At 67.0% G+C, this 17,144-nt stretch carries 13 protein-coding genes; 7 read left to right on the top strand and 6 right to left on the bottom strand.

Going from position 1 to position 17,144, the window contains the following annotated elements; translation table 11 throughout:
• Window positions 1-105: 105 nt before the first annotated feature.
• Window positions 106-2,862, top strand: coding sequence for a TonB-dependent receptor (locus HFK18_RS01270; protein WP_180163825.1), 2,757 nt, complete (start codon window positions 106-108; stop codon window positions 2,860-2,862).
• Window positions 2,863-3,256: 394 nt separating this feature from the next.
• Here HFK18_RS01270 and HFK18_RS01265 read toward each other — a convergent pair whose 3' ends face one another.
• Complete coding sequence (locus HFK18_RS01265) at window positions 3,257-4,870, bottom strand: alpha-glucosidase family protein (protein WP_108265524.1); 1,614 nt, start codon at window positions 4,868-4,870, stop codon at window positions 3,257-3,259.
• A 215-nt stretch (window positions 4,871-5,085) separates the two neighbouring features.
• On the opposite strand from HFK18_RS01265, the gene HFK18_RS01260 reads away from it, so the two are divergent.
• The gene (locus tag HFK18_RS01260; protein ID WP_180163824.1) at window positions 5,086-6,084 is read left to right on the top strand and encodes a polyprenyl synthetase family protein; all 999 of its coding nucleotides are present in this window, start codon (window positions 5,086-5,088) and stop codon (window positions 6,082-6,084) included.
• A 97-nt stretch (window positions 6,085-6,181) separates the two neighbouring features.
• Here HFK18_RS01260 and HFK18_RS01255 read toward each other — a convergent pair whose 3' ends face one another.
• Window positions 6,182-6,973: a dienelactone hydrolase family protein gene (locus tag HFK18_RS01255; protein ID WP_180163823.1), complete on the bottom strand. Its 792-nt coding sequence runs from the start codon at window positions 6,971-6,973 to the stop codon at window positions 6,182-6,184.
• Window positions 6,974-7,102: 129 nt separating this feature from the next.
• Between HFK18_RS01255 and HFK18_RS01250 the strand changes: the two genes are divergently transcribed.
• Complete coding sequence (locus tag HFK18_RS01250; RefSeq protein ID WP_180163822.1) at window positions 7,103-7,690, top strand: SMI1/KNR4 family protein; 588 nt, start codon at window positions 7,103-7,105, stop codon at window positions 7,688-7,690.
• A 91-nt stretch (window positions 7,691-7,781) separates the two neighbouring features.
• On the opposite strand, the gene murD is transcribed toward HFK18_RS01250, so the two are convergent.
• The 3 genes from murD to HFK18_RS01235 form a co-directional block, all read right to left on the bottom strand.
• Entirely contained in the window at window positions 7,782-9,191 is a 1,410-nt protein-coding gene (gene murD, locus HFK18_RS01245) for a UDP-N-acetylmuramoyl-L-alanine--D-glutamate ligase (protein ID WP_180163821.1), read from the bottom strand.
• Window positions 9,172-10,524 carry a UDP-N-acetyl-alpha-D-muramoyl-L-alanyl-L-glutamate epimerase gene (murL, locus tag HFK18_RS01240; protein ID WP_180163820.1) on the bottom strand — a complete coding sequence of 451 codons (1,353 nt, stop codon included), beginning with the start codon at window positions 10,522-10,524 and terminating at the stop codon, window positions 9,172-9,174. Before murL ends, murD begins: the two co-directional genes overlap by 20 nt.
• A gap of 90 nt (window positions 10,525-10,614) precedes the next feature.
• Window positions 10,615-13,209: a bifunctional aspartate kinase/diaminopimelate decarboxylase gene (locus HFK18_RS01235; RefSeq protein WP_180163819.1), complete on the bottom strand. Its 2,595-nt coding sequence runs from the start codon at window positions 13,207-13,209 to the stop codon at window positions 10,615-10,617.
• A 75-nt stretch (window positions 13,210-13,284) separates the two neighbouring features.
• On the opposite strand from HFK18_RS01235, the gene HFK18_RS01230 reads away from it, so the two are divergent.
• Window positions 13,285-14,157 (top strand): PhzF family phenazine biosynthesis protein, encoded by an 873-nt coding sequence (locus HFK18_RS01230; protein ID WP_180163818.1) that lies wholly within the window; start codon window positions 13,285-13,287, stop codon window positions 14,155-14,157.
• Between the two features lie 94 nt (window positions 14,158-14,251).
• Window positions 14,252-15,130 (top strand): PhzF family phenazine biosynthesis protein, encoded by an 879-nt coding sequence (locus tag HFK18_RS01225; RefSeq protein WP_180163817.1) that lies wholly within the window; start codon window positions 14,252-14,254, stop codon window positions 15,128-15,130.
• A gap of 83 nt (window positions 15,131-15,213) precedes the next feature.
• On the opposite strand, the gene HFK18_RS01220 is transcribed toward HFK18_RS01225, so the two are convergent.
• A complete protein-coding gene (locus tag HFK18_RS01220) occupies window positions 15,214-15,645 on the bottom strand; it encodes an OsmC family protein (protein WP_180163816.1) in 432 nt (143 codons plus the stop codon).
• Between the two features lie 370 nt (window positions 15,646-16,015).
• Here HFK18_RS01220 and HFK18_RS01215 point away from each other — a divergent pair, with 370 nt between their 5' ends.
• A complete protein-coding gene (locus tag HFK18_RS01215; protein ID WP_089239384.1) occupies window positions 16,016-16,417 on the top strand; it encodes an HU family DNA-binding protein in 402 nt (133 codons plus the stop codon).
• A gap of 293 nt (window positions 16,418-16,710) precedes the next feature.
• On the top strand, window positions 16,711-17,019 hold the full coding sequence (locus HFK18_RS01210) for a DUF3861 family protein (RefSeq protein ID WP_180163815.1): 309 nt from the start codon (window positions 16,711-16,713) through the stop codon (window positions 17,017-17,019).
• The last annotated feature ends 125 nt before the right edge of the window (window positions 17,020-17,144 follow it).

The raw sequence follows: 17,144 nt of genomic DNA, 5'->3' as shown, positions 1-17,144 counted from the left end.
CGCGCTGCCTACCATAGCGGCGACGACAGCGGCCACCGCGTCGCACGTCCTCGACAGCATCGGGACGACCACGAATCGCACTACAACATTGCCTGGGAGGGGAAAATGTTGAACCACAAGCGCAGTGCGCTGAGCATCGCGTTGGCCGTCGTACTGACGCCGTCGCTGGCAGCAGCACAGTCCACGCAGACCACCACCCCGCCGACCGGCACTGCCGCCACCAACCTGGATACCGTGCAGGTCACCGGCATCCGTCGCGGCATCGAAAGCGCCATCGCGACCAAGCAGGACGCCACCTCGGTGGTCGAAGCGATTTCCGCCGAAGACATCGGCAAGCTGCCCGATGTCAGCATCGCCGAATCGATCTCGCGCCTGCCCGGCCTCGCCGCGCAGCGTGTGGCCGGTCGTGCGCAGGTGATCAGCGTGCGCGGCCTGTCGCCGGATTTCGCCACCACTCTGCTCAACGGCCGTGAAGTGGTCAGCACCGGCGACAACCGTGGCGTCGAGTTCGACCAGTACCCGTCCGAGCTGGTCAACGGCGTGACCGTGTACAAGACCCCGGATGCGGCGCTGGTCGGCCAGGGCCTGTCGGGCACCATCGACATGCAGACCGCACGTCCGCTCAGCTTCCCCGACCGTGTCATCGCGATCAGCGGCCGCTACCAGAAGAGTTCGTTGGGCCGCGCCGCCGACACCGATCCGTACGGCAACCGCTTCAGCGCCAGCTACATCGACCAGTTCCTGGACAAGACCCTCGGCATCGCCATCGGCTACGCGCACAGCGACATGCCGATCCAGGAAAACCAGGTGGGCCTGTACGAGCCGTGGACCACCGAGCACACCACGAACGGCAACCGCCCGGGTGTTGCCGCTGGCACCTACTTCACCGACGGCATCAAGGCGTTGCGCCGCACCGGCAACAACAAGCGCGACGGTGTGATGGCCACGATCCAGTTCCGGCCGAACAACAGCTGGACCAGCACCTTCGACGCATTCCATACCGAGGCGGAGCAGATCGACACCGCCAACCAGTTCGAGCTCAACCTCAGCAACTACAACGGCAACTACACCCCGGGCCTGCTGGTCAGCAATCCGCAGGTCAATGCCAATGGCACCTTCACCGGTGGCACCGCCAGTGGCGTGTACCCGCTGGTGCGCGGCATGTACAACAAGCGCAAGGACAAGATCGATGCGTTCGGCTGGAACAACGAGTTCACCTTCGGCAGCGTCAAGCTGGTCGCCGACCTGAACTATTCCAAGGCCACCCGTGACGAGCTGAACCTGGAAAGCAACCTGCAGCTGACCCCGATGCCGCAGCTGGATACGGTCGGCGTGCAGTTCCGCCAGGATGGCTTCTCGCAGATCAGCCCGGGCCTGAACTACTCCAACCCGGACGCGTTGTTCCTGACCAACACCATCTACGGTTCTGGTTACGGCAAGGTGCCGAAGGTGGAAGACCGCCTGAAGGGCGGCAAGCTGGCCGCGACCATCGCCCTGCCGGAAGCAATGGCGTCCTGGGCACCGGACCTGGATATCGGCGTGAACTATGCCGACCGCCGCAAGGTGAAGACCCAGTCTGAAGGCAACATCCTGCTGGGCGCACAGGGCGATGCCAACATCGCGTCGGATCTGCAGTACCGCCCGGTCAACCTCGGCTTCGCCGGTCTGGGCACCATCCCGGCCTGGAACGTGCCGGGCGCGGTCGGTCGCTACATGACCTTCAATCCGGTCGACAACCTCGACTACCTGATTCCCAAGTCGTGGACGGTGCAGGAAAAGATCACCACCGCCTGGGCGCGCCTGAACATCAACACCGACATCGGCGTGGTCGGCGTGCGCGGCAACATCGGCGTGCAGATGCAGCACACCGACCAGAGCTCGGACTCGCGTTACTGGGACAGCTCGCAGGCGGCCGGCAACAACATCCAGCCCTACTCCGATGGCCGCAAGTACAACGACTGGCTGCCGAGCTTGAACCTGGCCTTCATGTTCCCGCACGAGCAGACCCTGCGCTTTGCTGCAGCCAAACAGGTCGCCCGCCCGCGCGTGGACCAGATGCGGGCCGGCCTGGAGTTCGGCGTGGATACCGGTACCGGCCGCCCCGGCGGCAGTGGCGGCAATCCGCTGCTGGATCCGTGGCGCGCCACCGCGCTCGACCTGTCCTACGAGAAGTACTTCGGCGAGAAGGCCTACGTGGCCGCCGCGATCTTCTACAAGGACCTGAAGAGCTACGTCTACACGCAGTCGGTGGACAACTACGACTTCACCGGTCTGCTGGGCAACTATGTGCCGCCGCCGGGCATGGTGGTGCCGGTGCTGCCGACCGGCACGTTCTCGACCCCGGTCAACGGCAAGGGCGGTACGCTGAAGGGCCTGGAGCTGACCGCATCGTTCCCGCTGGAAATGCTGACCGACAGCCTGCGTGGCTTCGGCGTGCAGGCCAGCGCGACCTTCAACAAGAGCGACATCCAGATCCTCGATCCGGAAAGCGCATCCAGCGTCGGCACCGACCCGATCAGCCTGCCCGGCCTTTCCAAGCGCGTGTACAACTTCACTGCCTATTACGAGCGCAGTGGCTTTGAAGCACGCGTCAGCCAGCGTCGTCGTTCGGACTTCATCGGCGAGATCGGCAACTTCAATGGCAACCGCACCCTGCGTTACGTAGTGGGCGAGAACGTGACCGATGCGCAGATCAGCTACACCTTCAGCGACAGCAGCAGCCTGCGCGGGCTGACCCTGCTGCTGCAGGGAAGCAACCTGACCAACGAGCCGTACCGCACCTATGCCGGCACCCGGGATCGTCCGCTGGAGTACATCGAGTGGGGCCGCACCTACATGCTGGGCGTGAACTACAAGTTCTGACCTGCACGGTAGTGCCGGCCGCTGGCCGGCACCCCACCGGAAACCCGCTGCGCAGGCAGCGGGTTTTCTTTTGTGCGAGTGCCGCGACGGCCTCTGGTGGGTCATCGGCAAGGCCCATCCACGCATGGCGTGGATCTACTGACATCGGTGCACCGTTGCCACGTGCGGATGCCGATCACCGCGACGTCGCCTCCGGTGGACCCACGCCATGCGTGGATGCCGATCACCGCCACACGGCCCAGTAGATCCACGCCATGCGTGGATGCCGATCACCGCCACACGGCCCCGGTAGATCCACGCCACGCGTGGATGCCCTACACCGCAACCGCGCCCACAAAAAAGGGACGGGGCGCTTCGGCCCCGTCCCCGCAAGTACCGCCACCGGAGAAATCGGTCAGCTGCGTCGTGCGCAATACACCGCGCGCGGCGGCAGCTGGAGTTCGTTGCCCTGCACCGTGCCCGCATCCGGGCCCGGTACGGCCACCTGCTGCCAGGTACCTGCCGGCAGCGGATGGGTCACCGCTTCGGCCGACAGGTTGAAGGCCAGCAGGAGAGTTTCATCTGCAAGCATACGCTCGAACAGTAGCACTGGTTCGGCACTGTCCAGGAACCGGATGTCACCGTGCAGCAGGGCCGGCTGGGTGCGGCGCCAGGCCAGGAAGCCGCGGAAGGCCGACAGCACCGACTGCGGATCCTGCGCCTGCACCGCCACGGCCGCCGCCTGGTGCTCGGCCGGGATCGGCAGCCACGGCTTGCCCGTGGTGAAGCCGGCCAGCGGCGCGTCGATCCACGGCAACGGCGTGCGGCAGCCGTCGCGGCCCTTGAAGTTCGGCCAGAAGGTGATCCCGTACGGGTCCTGCAGCGCCTCGAACGGCACCTCGGCCTCGGCCAGGCCCAGCTCCTCGCCCTGGTACAGGCAGACCGAGCCGCGCAGTGAGCACAGCAGCGCCACCAGCATCCGCGCCAGGCGCGGGTCGGCCGGATGCCCGCCCCAGCGGCTGACCGCGCGCTCCACATCGTGGTTGGACACGGCCCAGCACGGCCAGCCCTGGGTCATCGCCGCTTCCAGGCGCGACACCGTGTCGCGGATGTAGGCCGCACTGTAGTCGTTGACCAGCAGCTCGAAGCTGTAACCCATATGCAGGCGGCCGTCCTGGGTGTATTCGGCGGTGGTCGCCAGCGAGTCCTCCGAAGAGATCTCGCCCAGGCTCACCGCCCCCGGGTACTCGTCCAGCAGGGCGCGCAGCTGCTCCAGGAACGGCAGGTTTTCCGGCTGGGTGTTGTTGTAATAGTGGTACTGGTAGGCGTACGGGTTGTCCGCGCTGAAACCGCGGCCGACGCGCTTGTCGGCCGGCTTGGGCGGGTTGTCGCGCAGCTGCGCGTCATGGAAGCAGAAGTTGATCGCATCCAGTCGGAAGCCATCCACGCCCCGGTCCAGCCAGAAGCGCACGTTGTCCAGGGTCGCCTGCTGCACCTCCGGATGGTGGAAATTCAGATCCGGCTGGTCCACCAGGAAGTTGTGCAGGTAGTACTGCTCGCGGCGCGGCTCCCACTGCCAGGCGCCACCGCCGAACAGCGACAGCCAGTTGTTGGGCGGGGTGCCGTCCTCGCGCGGATCCACCCACACATACCAGTCCGCCTTCGGGTTGCTGCGGTCCTGCCGGCTCTCGCGGAACCAGGCATGGTCGATCGAGGTATGGCTGAGCACCTGGTCGATCATCACCTTCAGGCCAAGACCATGCGCCTTGGCCAACAGCCGGTCGAAGTCGTCCAGGCTGCCGAACAGTGGATCGACATCCCGGTAGTCGGCGATGTCATAGCCGAAGTCGGCCATCGGCGAACGGAAGAACGGCGAGATCCAGATCGCATCCACGCCCAGCGCGGCGATGTGGTCCAGACGCTGGATGATGCCGGGCAGGTCGCCTACCCCGTCGCCGTTGGCGTCGAGGAAACTGCGCGGGTAGATCTGGTAGATGACGGCTCCGCGCCACCATGGATAGTGCGACATCGACAGCCCCCCTCCGGGCATGCGGGACCCGCTGCAAGCGGGCCGAAAACCAACTCCCGCAAGCTTAGCGGCGGCCCACGACGATGGCGCTGCCTGCATACGTATTCACGCCGGACACCGTGGTCGGCGATCCGCAGCGGCGGCCTGGGAACCGGTTTCCTCCCCAATTCACAGGCAACGCCTATAATCAGGGATGAGCCTGAAAGCCTGATCGCATGACCATCACTGAAGACACCCGTCCCGCCCTGGGCCTGTCCCAGATCCAGTCGCTTGCCGCAGCCGACATGGCTGCCGTCGATGCCCTGATCCGCCGCCGGCTGTCCTCGGATGTGGTGCTGATCAACCAGATCGCCGACCACATCATTTCCGCGGGCGGCAAACGCCTACGGCCGATGCTGGTGATGCTGGCCGGCCATGCGGTCGGCGGCGCCGGCCCCGAGCACCACCAGCTGGCCGCGATCATCGAGTTCATCCACACCTCCACCCTGCTGCACGACGACGTGGTGGACGAATCCAGCCTGCGCCGCGGCCGCAGCACCGCCAATGCACTGTGGGGCAACGCGCCGAGCGTGCTGGTGGGCGACTTCCTGTACTCGCGCAGCTTCCAGCTGATGGTCGAGCTGGACCGGATGTCGGTGATGCAGATCCTGGCCGACACCACCAACCGCATCGCCGAAGGCGAAGTGCTGCAGCTGCTGCACGTGCACAACCCGGACACCGACGAAGCGGCCTACCTGCGTGTGATCGAGCGCAAGACCGCGGTGCTGTTCGCCGCCGGCACCCGCCTGGGCGCACTGGCCAGCGGCGTCGATGAAGCCACCCAGCAGGCCCTGTACGACTACGGCATGCACCTGGGTTACGCCTTCCAGATCGCCGATGACGTGCTGGACTACTCGGCCAACGCCGAGGAGCTGGGCAAGAATCTCGGTGATGACCTGGCCGAGGGCAAGGCCACGCTGCCGCTGATCCACGCGATGGCGCATTCGGACGAGGCCACCCGCCAGCGCCTGCGCACGATCGTGCAGAACGGCGACGCCTCGGCGATGCCGGAAGTGCTGACGGCGATCCACGCGACCGGTGGCCTGGACTACAGCCGCCGTCGCGCCGAGGAGTATGCCGAAGCCGCCGAGCGCGCGCTCGACGGTCTGGCCGACAACGACGCCGTCGCCGCCCTGCGCGGCCTGGCACGCTACGCGGTACAGCGTTCGCATTGACGGCATTCGGTAGTGCCGGCCGCTGGCCGGCAGTCCCGATAGCACCGGCAGCATCAGGAGGTTGCCGGCCAGCGGCCGGCACTACCTCTGCAGAGCCTCAACGCTTTTCGAAACGCTCCTCGAAGAACTCATCCAGCGCCTTCCAGGCACGCTTGGCCGCACGCTCGTTGTACTGGCAGCCCGGCGGGCTGTTGGCATCGCGCTCGGCAAAGCAGTGCACCGCACCGCTGTAGTTGGTGAACTCCCAGTCCACCTTGGCCGCATCCATTTCCTTCTGGAAGCTGCCGATGTCCTCTGCGGTCACGCTCTTGTCGTCGGCGCCGTTCAACACCAGCACCGACGGGTGGCTGCCGCCGGTCTGCGCCGGCAAGGGCGACCCGAGCCCGCCATGCAGGCTGACCACACCCGCCAGCGGCGCACCGGCACGGGCCAGTTCCAGCACCGTGGTGCCACCGAAGCAGAAGCCCACCGCGCCGATCCGGCTGGCGTCCAGCGGTGCCTTGCCCGCCTGCGCCTTCAGCACGTTGACCGCCTCCAGTGCCCGCGCTCGCAGCAGGGGGCGGTCGTTGCGCAGCTTGGTCGCCACCGGCCCGGCCCCGGCATCGGTCTTCGGTCGCACGCCCTTGCCGTACACATCGGCCACCAGCACCACGTAGTCATCGCCAGCCAGCTGCTTGGCCTTCTCGATGGCCGACTCGTTCACGCCCTTCCAGTTCGGCACCATCACCAGGCCCGGGCGCTTGTCGTTGTCGCCATCGTCATAGACCAGCACGCCACTGAAGGTCGTGCCCTGGTGCTTCCACTCCACCGGCTGCGTCTTCATCGCCGCCCACGCTGGCATCGCCGCCAGCCCCAGTACCATCGCCACGCCGCAACGCCAACGTTTCATGCGCCTGCTCCAGAAAAAAGGGGACGGAGGGGATTAAGCCGTAATCGCCCCTCCCGCGTCGCATTCTGCATTGGCTGCGTGACGCAGGTGTGGTTGGATACGACCTGATCCCCTCCGTCCCCTCTCTGCATGAACCTTGTTGATCGCTTTCTGTCTGGACTGATCCCGCGCTTGCCCGAGGACGATGCCCCGCAATGGGCATGGACCGAAGGCGCCAGCGACGCCGATCTGCAACGCCTGCGCGCGCAGTGGCCGCAGGTTCCCGCCAGCCTGGTCGAGCTGCTGTCGCGCGTGGACGGCACGCACTTCCGCCAGTACCCGAAGGGCGAGGTCTGCGTGCTGATGCTGGGCTCGGACGTCGGCGACTATCCGTACTACCTGCGCTCGGTGGCGCAGATCTTCGAAGACCAGCAGCAGTGGGACGACAGCATCCGCTCCATCTACGAAGAATGGCTGGATGAAGAACCGGAGATCCTCGGTGCCGGCATCGATGCCGACCTGCCGATGAGCCGTCGCCTGTGCTTCTCGCACTGCATGAACAACGGCGGCACCTCGATGCTGTATCTGGATTTCGATCCCGCACCCGGCGGCAGCGTTGGCCAGGTGGTTCGCTACCTGCACGACCCGGATAGCTACGCGGTGATCGCCCCCAGCTTTGATGCGTACCTGCAGCAGTTGATTGATCGCGATTACGCGTTCATCAACGAAGACGAATGAGGGCAGCCGAGCGTGGGCTCGGCTCTACAGTAGATCCACGCCATGCGTGGATGCGGCACCCCGGGTTGCCGGTCAGCGGCCGGCACTACCGTCAGCCGATCCCGATCCCAGGAATCGCGCTGATCATGTCCGGGTCGAACCCGGCCAGTTCGGCGAAATGCCGCCCACGTGCAACGTAATCGCGGTAGGCGCCATAGCTCGGCGCCCCCGGCGACAGCAGCACCACCCCACCCTGCTCGCCCAGTGCGCGACGCGCCAGCGCCATCGCGTCGGGCAGATCGGCAGCAGCATGCAGACCAAAACGGCCGGCGTCGGCCAACGGCTGCAGCATCGCGTGGATGCGTGGGCCGTTGCTGCCCATGGTCACGATCTCCACCGGCGGCACGTCGTGCGCCATGTGCTGCATGAAGTCGGTCCAGTCCAGGCCGCGATCATGCCCACCCACCAGCAGCGCGATGCGCTGGCCGGCGAAGCACTCCAGCGCCGCCAGGCTTGCATGCGGCGTGGTGCTGATCGAATCGTTGACGTAGGTGAGGCCATCGGCCTCGCCAATCCGCTGCAGGCGATTTGGCAGCGGCCGGAAATCCTGCACGGCCGGCGCCAGCGCCACCGCATCCAGGCCCATCGCCTCCAGCGCGGCCAGCACCGCGCACAGGTTGCCGCGGTTGTGCCGGCCCGGCAGTGGCGTGTTGCGGGTATCGAACACCGCCTGCTCGCCGCGATGCACGATGTCGCCGCGCATATGCCAGCCCTGCGGCTGGTTGAACCAGACCACCTCGCTGGCGGGCAGCGTCAGCGCGGCCAAGTGCGGGTCTGCAGCATTGAGCACGGCAACGCGCGGCGCGGCCCCGGTCACCAGCTGCAGCTTGTCTTCGATGTAGCGCTGCTCGCTGCCGTGCCAGTCCAGGTGTTCCGGGAACAGGTTCAGCACCACGGCTACCTGCGGGTGCGCACCACTACGTGCGACCTCGCCGGTCTGGTAGCTGGACAGCTCCACCGCCCAGTACGCGGGCGCCGGTTGCGGGTCCAGCACTTCCAGCAGCGGCAGGCCGATGTTGCCGACCAGACCGGTGCGATGCCCCGCTGCGCGCAGCAGGTGCGCGACCAGCGCGGTGGTGGTGCTCTTGCCCTTGGTGCCGGTCACGCAGATCGTGTCGCGCACGGTGCCATCGGCATCGGCGTGTTCGGCAAACCACAACGCCGTGCCACCGATGAAGACGGTGCCCTGCCCGGCCGCCGCCAACGCGATCGGCAGATACGGGCTGATCCCGGGCGACTTGATCACCACCTCGAATGAAGCCAGTGCTTCGGCCGTGGGTTCGCCGCGGACATCCAGCGCGCCCTGCGTTTCAGCACGCGCGGCCTCGACCTCGCTGGCCGGGCAGAACAGGCTCAGGCCAAGCGATGGCAGGCGCGCGCGCAGCACCGCAAACGCGGCACGCCCCTCACGTCCCCAGCCCCACAGCGCTACGCGCTTGCCTTCAAGCTGCGAAATCTTCACGCACCCGTTCCCACAGCGCCGCCGGAATACGATGTTCGCCCTGCAGCTGCATCAGCGGTGCCAACTCCAGTTCGGCCGCATCCAGCTGCGGCCGGATTTCATTGCAGAAGCGCTTCACCAGCACGTCTTCCTTCCACTCCGGGCGCTGCGCCAGGGTTGCCATCGCCGCACGCGATTCGCGGCCTTCGCCTACGCATTCGAAGGGCTTGTGGTCCTGGAATTCCAGCAGCGCGTCGAAGCCACCGGCCTGCTCGATGTCGTCCAGCAGGTTGCGGCCGAAGATGCGCACCAGGCGGGTCTTCGGCATGAACGGGGCCAGCGCCAGGAACACGAAGTGACACTTCGGGCAGACGCCGCACCAGCGGTTCACCGGGCGCTCGCCAAGGATGTGGAAGTTGCGGTTGCAGCTGGAGAAATGCGCGTCGTAGAAATCGCTCTTGGCGAACTGGCGCGCCACCGCCAGCTCCGACATCGGCCGCAGCAGCGAGTAGTACTGCAGATCAGCGGCCACCTGTTCCTGCACGTACATGCCGAAGGCCTGCTCGAACGCCCAACCCTTCGACCACTGGTGGTTGACCTCGCCGGTGCCCGGAATCTGGCTGCCGTAGCTGGCCGAACGTTCGTTGGAGAACACCACCTGGTCCACGCCCTGCAGCACTGCAGCCAGCACCATGATCGCCGAGTTCACCGCGGTGACCGGGATGTGGCCGTTCCAGGCGCCTTGGCGGTTGAGCTCGAACAGTTCCGGCGCCAGCGCGCGACCGAGGTTCAATGTCGGCAGCCCGGTGCGCTCGGCACAGGCACGGATCAACTGCGAACCACCAATCCAGGTCACCGTCTCGTCCACGCCGGCGCGACGCAGCGCTTCAATGCTGACCAGCGAATCCTTGCCGCCACCGATGGCCACCAGCGCATGCGCCTGCAGGCCCAGCACCGGTGCCTGCACTGTTTCGCCCTGCACCGGCAGGCGGAAGCGCCCACGCAGGTTCAGGCCGTTGCGGTAGGCGAACTCACCCAGGCCGTTGAGGTAGATGGTCTCCACCAGCGCCGCGGTATCGGCATCGATGCTGTAGCTGTCGATGCTGACCGTATCGGGCACACCGGCCTTGTAGTAGCTCACACCGGCAATCAGGTGCAGCAGCCGCAGCGCGCGCTGCACGGCGTCGGCACGCGCCGGCTCCAGCACGAACGGGGCGCCGGGCACGGTAACGGTTTCCACCATTTCCGGGCCGTCATCGAAGGCGTAGACCAGCTTGGCCACGCCGGTGTCCGCGGCGAATTCGCAGCGGACGAAGCGGAAGCGGGAAACCTGGTGTTTATCGAAAGCAGTCATGGTGAATCCAGTTCAAGCACGGTCAGGCACGTGCCCGCGCGCAGGCGCGGGACGTGTCGGTGGGCGGGTGCAGGGCGCGCAAGGCGGCGATCATTCGATCACGTCCTCGCGCGGCATCGCCCGTTGGTTGTAGGTGTTGGACATCACATAGCCGTAGGCACCGGCGTCGGCGATCAGCATCACATCATCCGGCGCGGTCGACACCGGCAGCTTGCGGCGCTTGCCGAACACATCGCTGGATTCGCAGATGGGACCGACCACATCGAACGCCGCTTCGGCGTAACCGCCCTGGCGGCTGAGGTTCTCGATGTCGTGCCAGGCGTCGTACAGGGCCGGGCGCATCAGCGTGTTCATGCCGGCATCCAGGCCGACACGGCGCACGCCGTCCTTTTCCACCACCTGGGTGGCGTGGGTCAGCAGTACGCCCGATTCGGCCACCAGGAAGCGGCCCGGCTCGATTGCCAGGCGGAATGCCGGGTGCAGCGCCTTGACCTCGGCCAGGCCCTCGGCCCAGGCCTCCAGGTCGAACGGCTCGTCTTCGTCGCTGTACGGAATCGGCAGGCCACCACCGATGTCGATGGTGTGCACGCTGCCGATACGACGCGCAAAGCCCGCCAGCTCATCGCACATCAGGCGCCAGTGCTGGGCGGTTTCCACGCCGCTGCCCAGGTGCGCATGCAGGCCGACCACGCGGGTGCCCAGCTCGGTGGCCGCGCGCACGAACTCGTCCACGCGCGCGATCGGCAGGCCGAACTTGGATTCCTTGCCACCGGTGCGGACCTTGGCGTGATGGCCTTCGCCACGGCCCAGGTCCACGCGCAGCCACAGCTCGCGGTTGCGGAACAGGTCCGGCCAGCGCTGCAGGGCTTCGACGTTGTCGACAGTGACGGTCACGCCCAGCGCGAACGCCGCTTCGTACTCGCTGCGCGGGCAGAAGCTGGGGGTGAACAGCACGCGCTTGGGCGACAGTTCCGGAATGGCCTGGAACACATGCTTCAGCTCGCCGTGCGACACGCATTCCAGGCCGAAACCTTCGGCTTCCAGCAGCTGCAGGATGGCCGGATGGCTGTTGGCCTTGATCGCGTAGTAGCGCTGGTCGATCGGCTTGATCGCCGCCAGCGCACGGGCACGCGCCCGTACCGTCGGCAGGTGATAGACGTAGCGCGGGGTGCCGGCGTCGGCCAGCTGCAGCAGGTGCGCACGCTGGCCGCGCCACCACGGCGTACCACGCGGGCGCACGGTGCCGGCGATTTCGCGCCAGCGCGGGCCGAACACTTCGGTCTCTTCCACCGGCATCGCGCCGCTGTCGATCAGTTCGGCGTGCAGGATCGGCAGCAGGCCGTCAGCATCGGCCTCGTCGATGACGAAGGTCAGGTTCAGGTCGTTGGACGACTGCGAAATCATGTGCACGCGCTCACGACCGAAGGTCGCCCACACGTCCGACAGCTTGTGCAGCAGCGAGCGCATGCCCAGGCCGACCAGGGTGATCGCCGCGCACGGCACGATCACCTTGACCTTGCAGATCTGCGACAGGTCGGCCGACAGCGCGGCCAGCACATCGGTGTTGACCAGGTTCTCGGACGGGTCCAGCGACACGGTGACGTTGGTCTCGGCCGAACCGATCAGGTCCACCGACAGGCCGTGCTTCTTGAACAGGCCGAACACATCGGCGAGGAAGCCGACCTGCTGCCACATGCCGATGCCTTCCATCGACACCAGCACGATGCCGTTGCGGCGGCTGATCGCCTTCACCCCCGGCACCGGCGCGGCGTTGCCGTCGATGCTGGTACCCGGCAGTTCCGGGCGCTCGGTATCGAGGATCGCCATCGGCACGCCGGCATCGCGGCACGGCTTGATCGAGCGCGGGTGCAGCACCTTGGCACCGGTGGTGGCGATTTCCTGCGCTTCGTAATAGTCCAGGCGGGTCAGCAGGCGCGCGTCCGGCACGTCCTTGGGATTGGCGCTGAACATGCCCGGTACATCGGTCCAGATCTCCACGCGGCTGGCGCCGAGCAGCGCACCGAAGTACGCCGCCGACGTATCCGAACCGCCGCGGCCGAGAATGGCCGTGCCACCGTCGGCATGACGCGAGATGAAACCCTGGGTGATCAGCAGGCGCGTGGGCTGCGCGCGGAAGCGCTGCGCCCATTCTGCATCGGCACGCCACTGGCAGTTCACCGACAGGCGCTGCGACCAGTCGCTCTGGTTCGGCTGCGGCGGCAGCGCGTCCAGCCACTGGCGCGCATCCATCCAGCCGAAATCCAGGCCGCTGGCGCGCAGGTAGGCCGCGCCCAGGCTGGAAGACAGCAGTTCACCCTGGCCCAGCACTTCGGCCTGCCAGTCCAGCGGACGGTTGGGCGCACGCGGGTCGTCCAGCAGGCCCTGCAGTGCGGCCAGGCGCTCGGCCAGCACTTCGGCGCCCAGGCCCAGCTCTTGCAGGAAGCCCTGGTGGCGCTCGACCAGCGCCGCCACGCGATCGCGGCTGTCCGGCGCGCCATCGGCAATCGCAGTCAGTTCGTTGGTGACCCCGGACAACGCCGAAACCACCACCAGCACGCGCGATCCGGTCTCTTCCGCCCGTTTTTTCGCCAGCTTCCCGATCGTGTCCCAGCGGTGGCGACGCGACACCGAGGTGCCGCCGAACTTCAGTACGATCCAACGATCGACAAGGGGGGAAGCTGACATGGATAGGCTATGTGTAATGTGGGGAAGCCGCCCTTGGGGGCGGAACCTTCGATTCTAAGCCCAATACACCCGTCAATGACCGCCTACCGCTACCTGCAGCTCGATGTCTTCGCCCATCACCCCGGTACCGGCAACCCGCTCGGTGTCGTGTTCGACGCGGATGGGCTGTCCACCGACCACATGCAGGCCCTGGCCGCCTGGCTGAACCTGTCCGAGACCGTGTTCTTCCTGCGCCCCACCGATGCCGGCGCCGACTACCACATCCGCATCTTCACCCCTGCCAGCGAGCTGCCCTTCGCCGGCCATCCCAGCGTGGGTGCCGCCTGGGCGGCGGTCACCTGCGGTCTGGTGCAGCCACGCGACGGGGCCCTGGTACAGCAGTGCGCGGCCGGCCTGCTGCCGGTGCAGGTCACCGGCCCGGCCAACACGCCCACCATCCGCCTGGCCAGCCCAGCGGCGCGCCTGCTGCCGACAGCACCGGGCGCCGTCCCGGAAGCGCTGCGCGCCGTCATCGCCGAGGGCCAGGGCGCCGAACTCTGGGAAAACGGCCCGCGCTGGTGGCTGCTGCCGTTGCACGATGCCGACGCCGTACGCACGCTGGTACCGGACATGGCGGCCCTGCGCGACTGGAGCATGGCCACCGATGCGCTCGGCGTAGCGGTGTTCGCGCTCGAACCCGGTGCCGACCATGATCTGGTGGTGCGTGCGTTCTGTCCTGCCGATGCGCCCAACGTACCCGAGGATCCGGTGACCGGCAGCGTCAACGCGCTGATCGGCGCCTGGCTGCGGCAGCGCAATGCCCTGCCCGGCAAGAACGGGAGCTATGTGGCCAGCCAGGGCCGCGAGGTCGGTCGCGACGGCCGCGTCCAGGTCACCGTCGACGCGCAGGGCACGGTATGGATCGGTGGCCAGGTGCAGCCGGTGATCGACGGCCACATCCGCTGGTAGCGCCGGGCCACGCCCGCCGGCCTGCCGCGCTGCGCGCTCGCGGGGCATGGCCCCGCGCTACCCTATGCGGCCTGTTTCCTGGAGTTCCCGCCTGATGTCCGCACGCCGTTTCCTGCAGCTGGATGTGTTTTCCCCGCGCCCGGGCGCTGGCAATCCGCTGGCTGTCGTGCTCGATGCCGAAGGCCTGGACGATGCAGCGATGCAGGCCATCGCCCGCTGGACCCGCCTGCCCGAAACTACTTTCGTGTTCCCGGCACAGACGGCCGGCGCCAGCTATCGACTGCGCATGTTCAGCCCACAGAAGGAAGTGCCGTTCGCGGGCCATCCCAGCGTCGGCACTGCCCATGCGGTGCTGCAGGCAGGCATCGCCGTGCCGGTTGACGGAGTACTGGTGCAGGACGGCATCGCCGGGGCGCTGCCACTGCGCGTGACCGGTGAAGGCGCGCAGCAGCGCATCGCGATCCGTACGCCGCGTGCACAGCTGGCCGAGACCGCGGCAGCCGACGATCCGCGCCTGCAGCCCGCCCTGCAGGGCTGGCCGCTGGGTGCGCTGCCACCTGCGCGCATGCAGGGCGGTCGCAGCTGGTGGGTCGTGCAGGTTGCGGACGAAGCCGCGTTGCGCGCCCTGCGCCCCGATTGGGACGCGATCGCCACGCTGGCTGAATCGACCGACAGCATGGGTGTGTTCGCCTATGCCTTTGCCGATGGCAGCGACGGTTACGACCTGGCCGTGCGCGCCTTCGTCGGCAATGGACGCCGCTTCGAGGATGCTGCTTCAGGCGCGGCCAACGCCGTACTGGCGGCCTGGCTGGACCTGCGCGATGCCCTGCCGCGCGGCCGCCAGCCCTTCGAAGTCAGCCAAGGTCGCGAAGTCGGCCACGATGCGCGCCTGACCCTGCTGGTCGACGAAGACGGCGAGGTCTGGTCCGGTGGCCAGGTGCAGACGGTGATCACCGGCACCATCGACTGGTGATTGCCCGCACGCGGGGTAGCGCCGGGCCATGCCCGGCGTCTTTCCGCTGCGCTCGCCGGGCATGGCCCGGCGCTACCACCTTCTCAGCCCAGCTCGGCTTCCAGACTGATCGGCACTGCGCTCAGCGCCTTGGAAACCGGGCAGTTCTGCTTGGCGTCATCGGCGATCGCGCGGAACTGGGTCGCATCGATTCCCGGCACCACCGCCTTCACTTTCAGCCGGATCTGCGACAGCTGCGGGCCGCCTTCCATCGACAGATCGACCTTGGCTTCGGTATCCAGCGAGGTCGGGGTGAACCCGGCTTCGCCGAGCTTGGCCGACAGCGCCATGGTGAAACAACCAGCGTGCGCGGCGGCGATCAGTTCCTCGGGGTTGGTGCCCTTTTCATCACCGAAACGGCTGTTGAAACCGTAGCGGGTTTTGTCCAGCAGGCCGCTCTGTGGCGTGCTCAACTGGCCCTTGCCCGACTTCAGGTCGCCTTCCCAATGCGCGTTAGCGTGTCGCGAGATTCCCATGTCCTGCTCCGTTGTGGCTGTGATGAACCAATACCTTGGCACGCGCCGCGTTAGCCCTGCGTCGCTCCGCCGCATGCGCCGCGCCTGTCCCGAGCCAGCGAGTGGACACTTCTTCGCCATCACCCCGGCGATTTTCCCCTTGTTTTCAGTCATTTCGCCAACCCGACCGAAAACAACAACAGCGCAATGCAGTGCACCACGGCCCCCGCTTCCCCCACTGCCAGCCATGTACTGAATCGGCCTGGATATGAAAAAACATGCACTTTCAGCGCTCCAGGCTATTGGCGGCGCCCAAGAGTTGCCCTACATTGCGCTTGCCGACGGGGTTCGGCGCCGACCAAACAACCAACCGTTCACGGAACAGGAAACCATGGCAAAGACCGCTAAGAAGGCTGCCCCGAAGAAGGCAGTGAAGAAAGTCGCGACGAAGGCTGCCGCCGCCAAGCCGGCCGCTCCGAAGCCGATCAAGGAAGTGCTGACCAAGTCGGGCCTGGTTGCACACATCGCTGAAGTCTCCGGCGTTGTCGCCAAGGACGTCCGCGCTGTGCTGGCCTCGCTGGAAGGCGCTGTCGCCGCTTCGGTGCACAAGAAGGGCGCCGGCTCGTTCACCCTGCCGGGCCTGCTGAAGATCAGCACCGTCAATGTGGCAGCCAAGCCGAAGCGCAAGGGCATCAACCCGTTCACCAAGGAAGAGCAGTGGTTCGCCGCCAAGCCGGCCACCACCAAGCTCAAGGTTCGCCCGCTGAAGAAGCTCAAGGACGCTGCGCTCTAAGCGCGCGCCCTGCAGCGGATACCTGACGGGACGGCCTTGGCCGTCCCGTTTTTTTTGCTCTGCTCTCCAGTAGATCCACGCCACGCGTGGATGCCGCCCCCTGCGACCCCGCAACACAGCGTTTCCCGCGCCCACGCAATCGCCCGCACAGGCCCGCCGCCCATGGCCGCGCCGCTGTTTTTCCAGTGCAGGAACGAACCGGGTGGAACACTGCGTGCAGCCCCGGCCATCGCCGCCGACCGATGCCTTGCCTATGGTGGAGCCATTCCTCCCCACCAGCGCGAGCACCCCTCATGGCCAGCCCCTCCACCCGCTACCGGATCTCGGTGACCCCGATCGAAAAGGACGGGCACCAGTGCACCGGGCGCTGCACCATCGAACTGGAACACCGCGCCAGCCGCGACCTGATGCGCCTGCTGGAATCAGCCCCGCGCACGGCCGGGCTGAGCGGCGACGAACGTGCCACCCTGGTGGTGGCGACCCAGCTGCTGCGTGACATCGTGCAGCGCCATGCGGACACCGACGGCCATGCACTGGCCGCTATCGCCGTCCAGGTGCTGCCGGCGCTGGATGCGCTGGAGCAGCTTCCCTCTTCGCGCTGAGGCGGCCCCGGCCGCTACACTGCCGCCTTCCAGGTCGCCTCGGGGAGGAGGCAGACATGCGCGGTTTTCTTTGCTTGTTGATCCCGTTGCTTGCGGTGGGGTGTTCCAACCCGCCGCCTCAGGCG

It is taken from the genome of Stenotrophomonas sp. SbOxS2 (assembly GCF_013416715.1).
In the GTDB taxonomy this organism is placed as follows: Bacteria; Pseudomonadota; Gammaproteobacteria; order Xanthomonadales; family Xanthomonadaceae; genus Stenotrophomonas; species Stenotrophomonas lactitubi.
Note: the sequence above shows the minus strand (reverse complement) of the source record. Positions and strands in the feature narration are given on the sequence as shown.

Excerpts from the sequence above, each read along its gene's own strand:
- HFK18_RS01270 (WP_180163825.1), top strand. The coding sequence starts at position 106 with ATGTTGAACCACAAGCGCAGTGCGCTGAGCATCGCGTTGGCCGTCGTA.
- HFK18_RS01265 (WP_108265524.1), bottom strand. The coding sequence starts at position 4,870 with ATGTCGCACTATCCATGGTGGCGCGGAGCCGTCATCTACCAGATCTAC.
- HFK18_RS01260 (WP_180163824.1), top strand. The coding sequence starts at position 5,086 with ATGACCATCACTGAAGACACCCGTCCCGCCCTGGGCCTGTCCCAGATC.
- HFK18_RS01255 (WP_180163823.1), bottom strand. The coding sequence starts at position 6,973 with ATGAAACGTTGGCGTTGCGGCGTGGCGATGGTACTGGGGCTGGCGGCG.
- HFK18_RS01250 (WP_180163822.1), top strand. The coding sequence starts at position 7,103 with ATGAACCTTGTTGATCGCTTTCTGTCTGGACTGATCCCGCGCTTGCCC.
- murL (WP_180163820.1), bottom strand. The coding sequence starts at position 10,524 with ATGACTGCTTTCGATAAACACCAGGTTTCCCGCTTCCGCTTCGTCCGC.
- HFK18_RS01235 (WP_180163819.1), bottom strand. The coding sequence starts at position 13,209 with ATGTCAGCTTCCCCCCTTGTCGATCGTTGGATCGTACTGAAGTTCGGC.
- HFK18_RS01230 (WP_180163818.1), top strand. The coding sequence starts at position 13,285 with ATGACCGCCTACCGCTACCTGCAGCTCGATGTCTTCGCCCATCACCCC.
- HFK18_RS01225 (WP_180163817.1), top strand. The coding sequence starts at position 14,252 with ATGTCCGCACGCCGTTTCCTGCAGCTGGATGTGTTTTCCCCGCGCCCG.
- HFK18_RS01220 (WP_180163816.1), bottom strand. The coding sequence starts at position 15,645 with ATGGGAATCTCGCGACACGCTAACGCGCATTGGGAAGGCGACCTGAAG.
- HFK18_RS01215 (WP_089239384.1), top strand. The coding sequence starts at position 16,016 with ATGGCAAAGACCGCTAAGAAGGCTGCCCCGAAGAAGGCAGTGAAGAAA.
- HFK18_RS01210 (WP_180163815.1), top strand. The coding sequence starts at position 16,711 with ATGGCCAGCCCCTCCACCCGCTACCGGATCTCGGTGACCCCGATCGAA.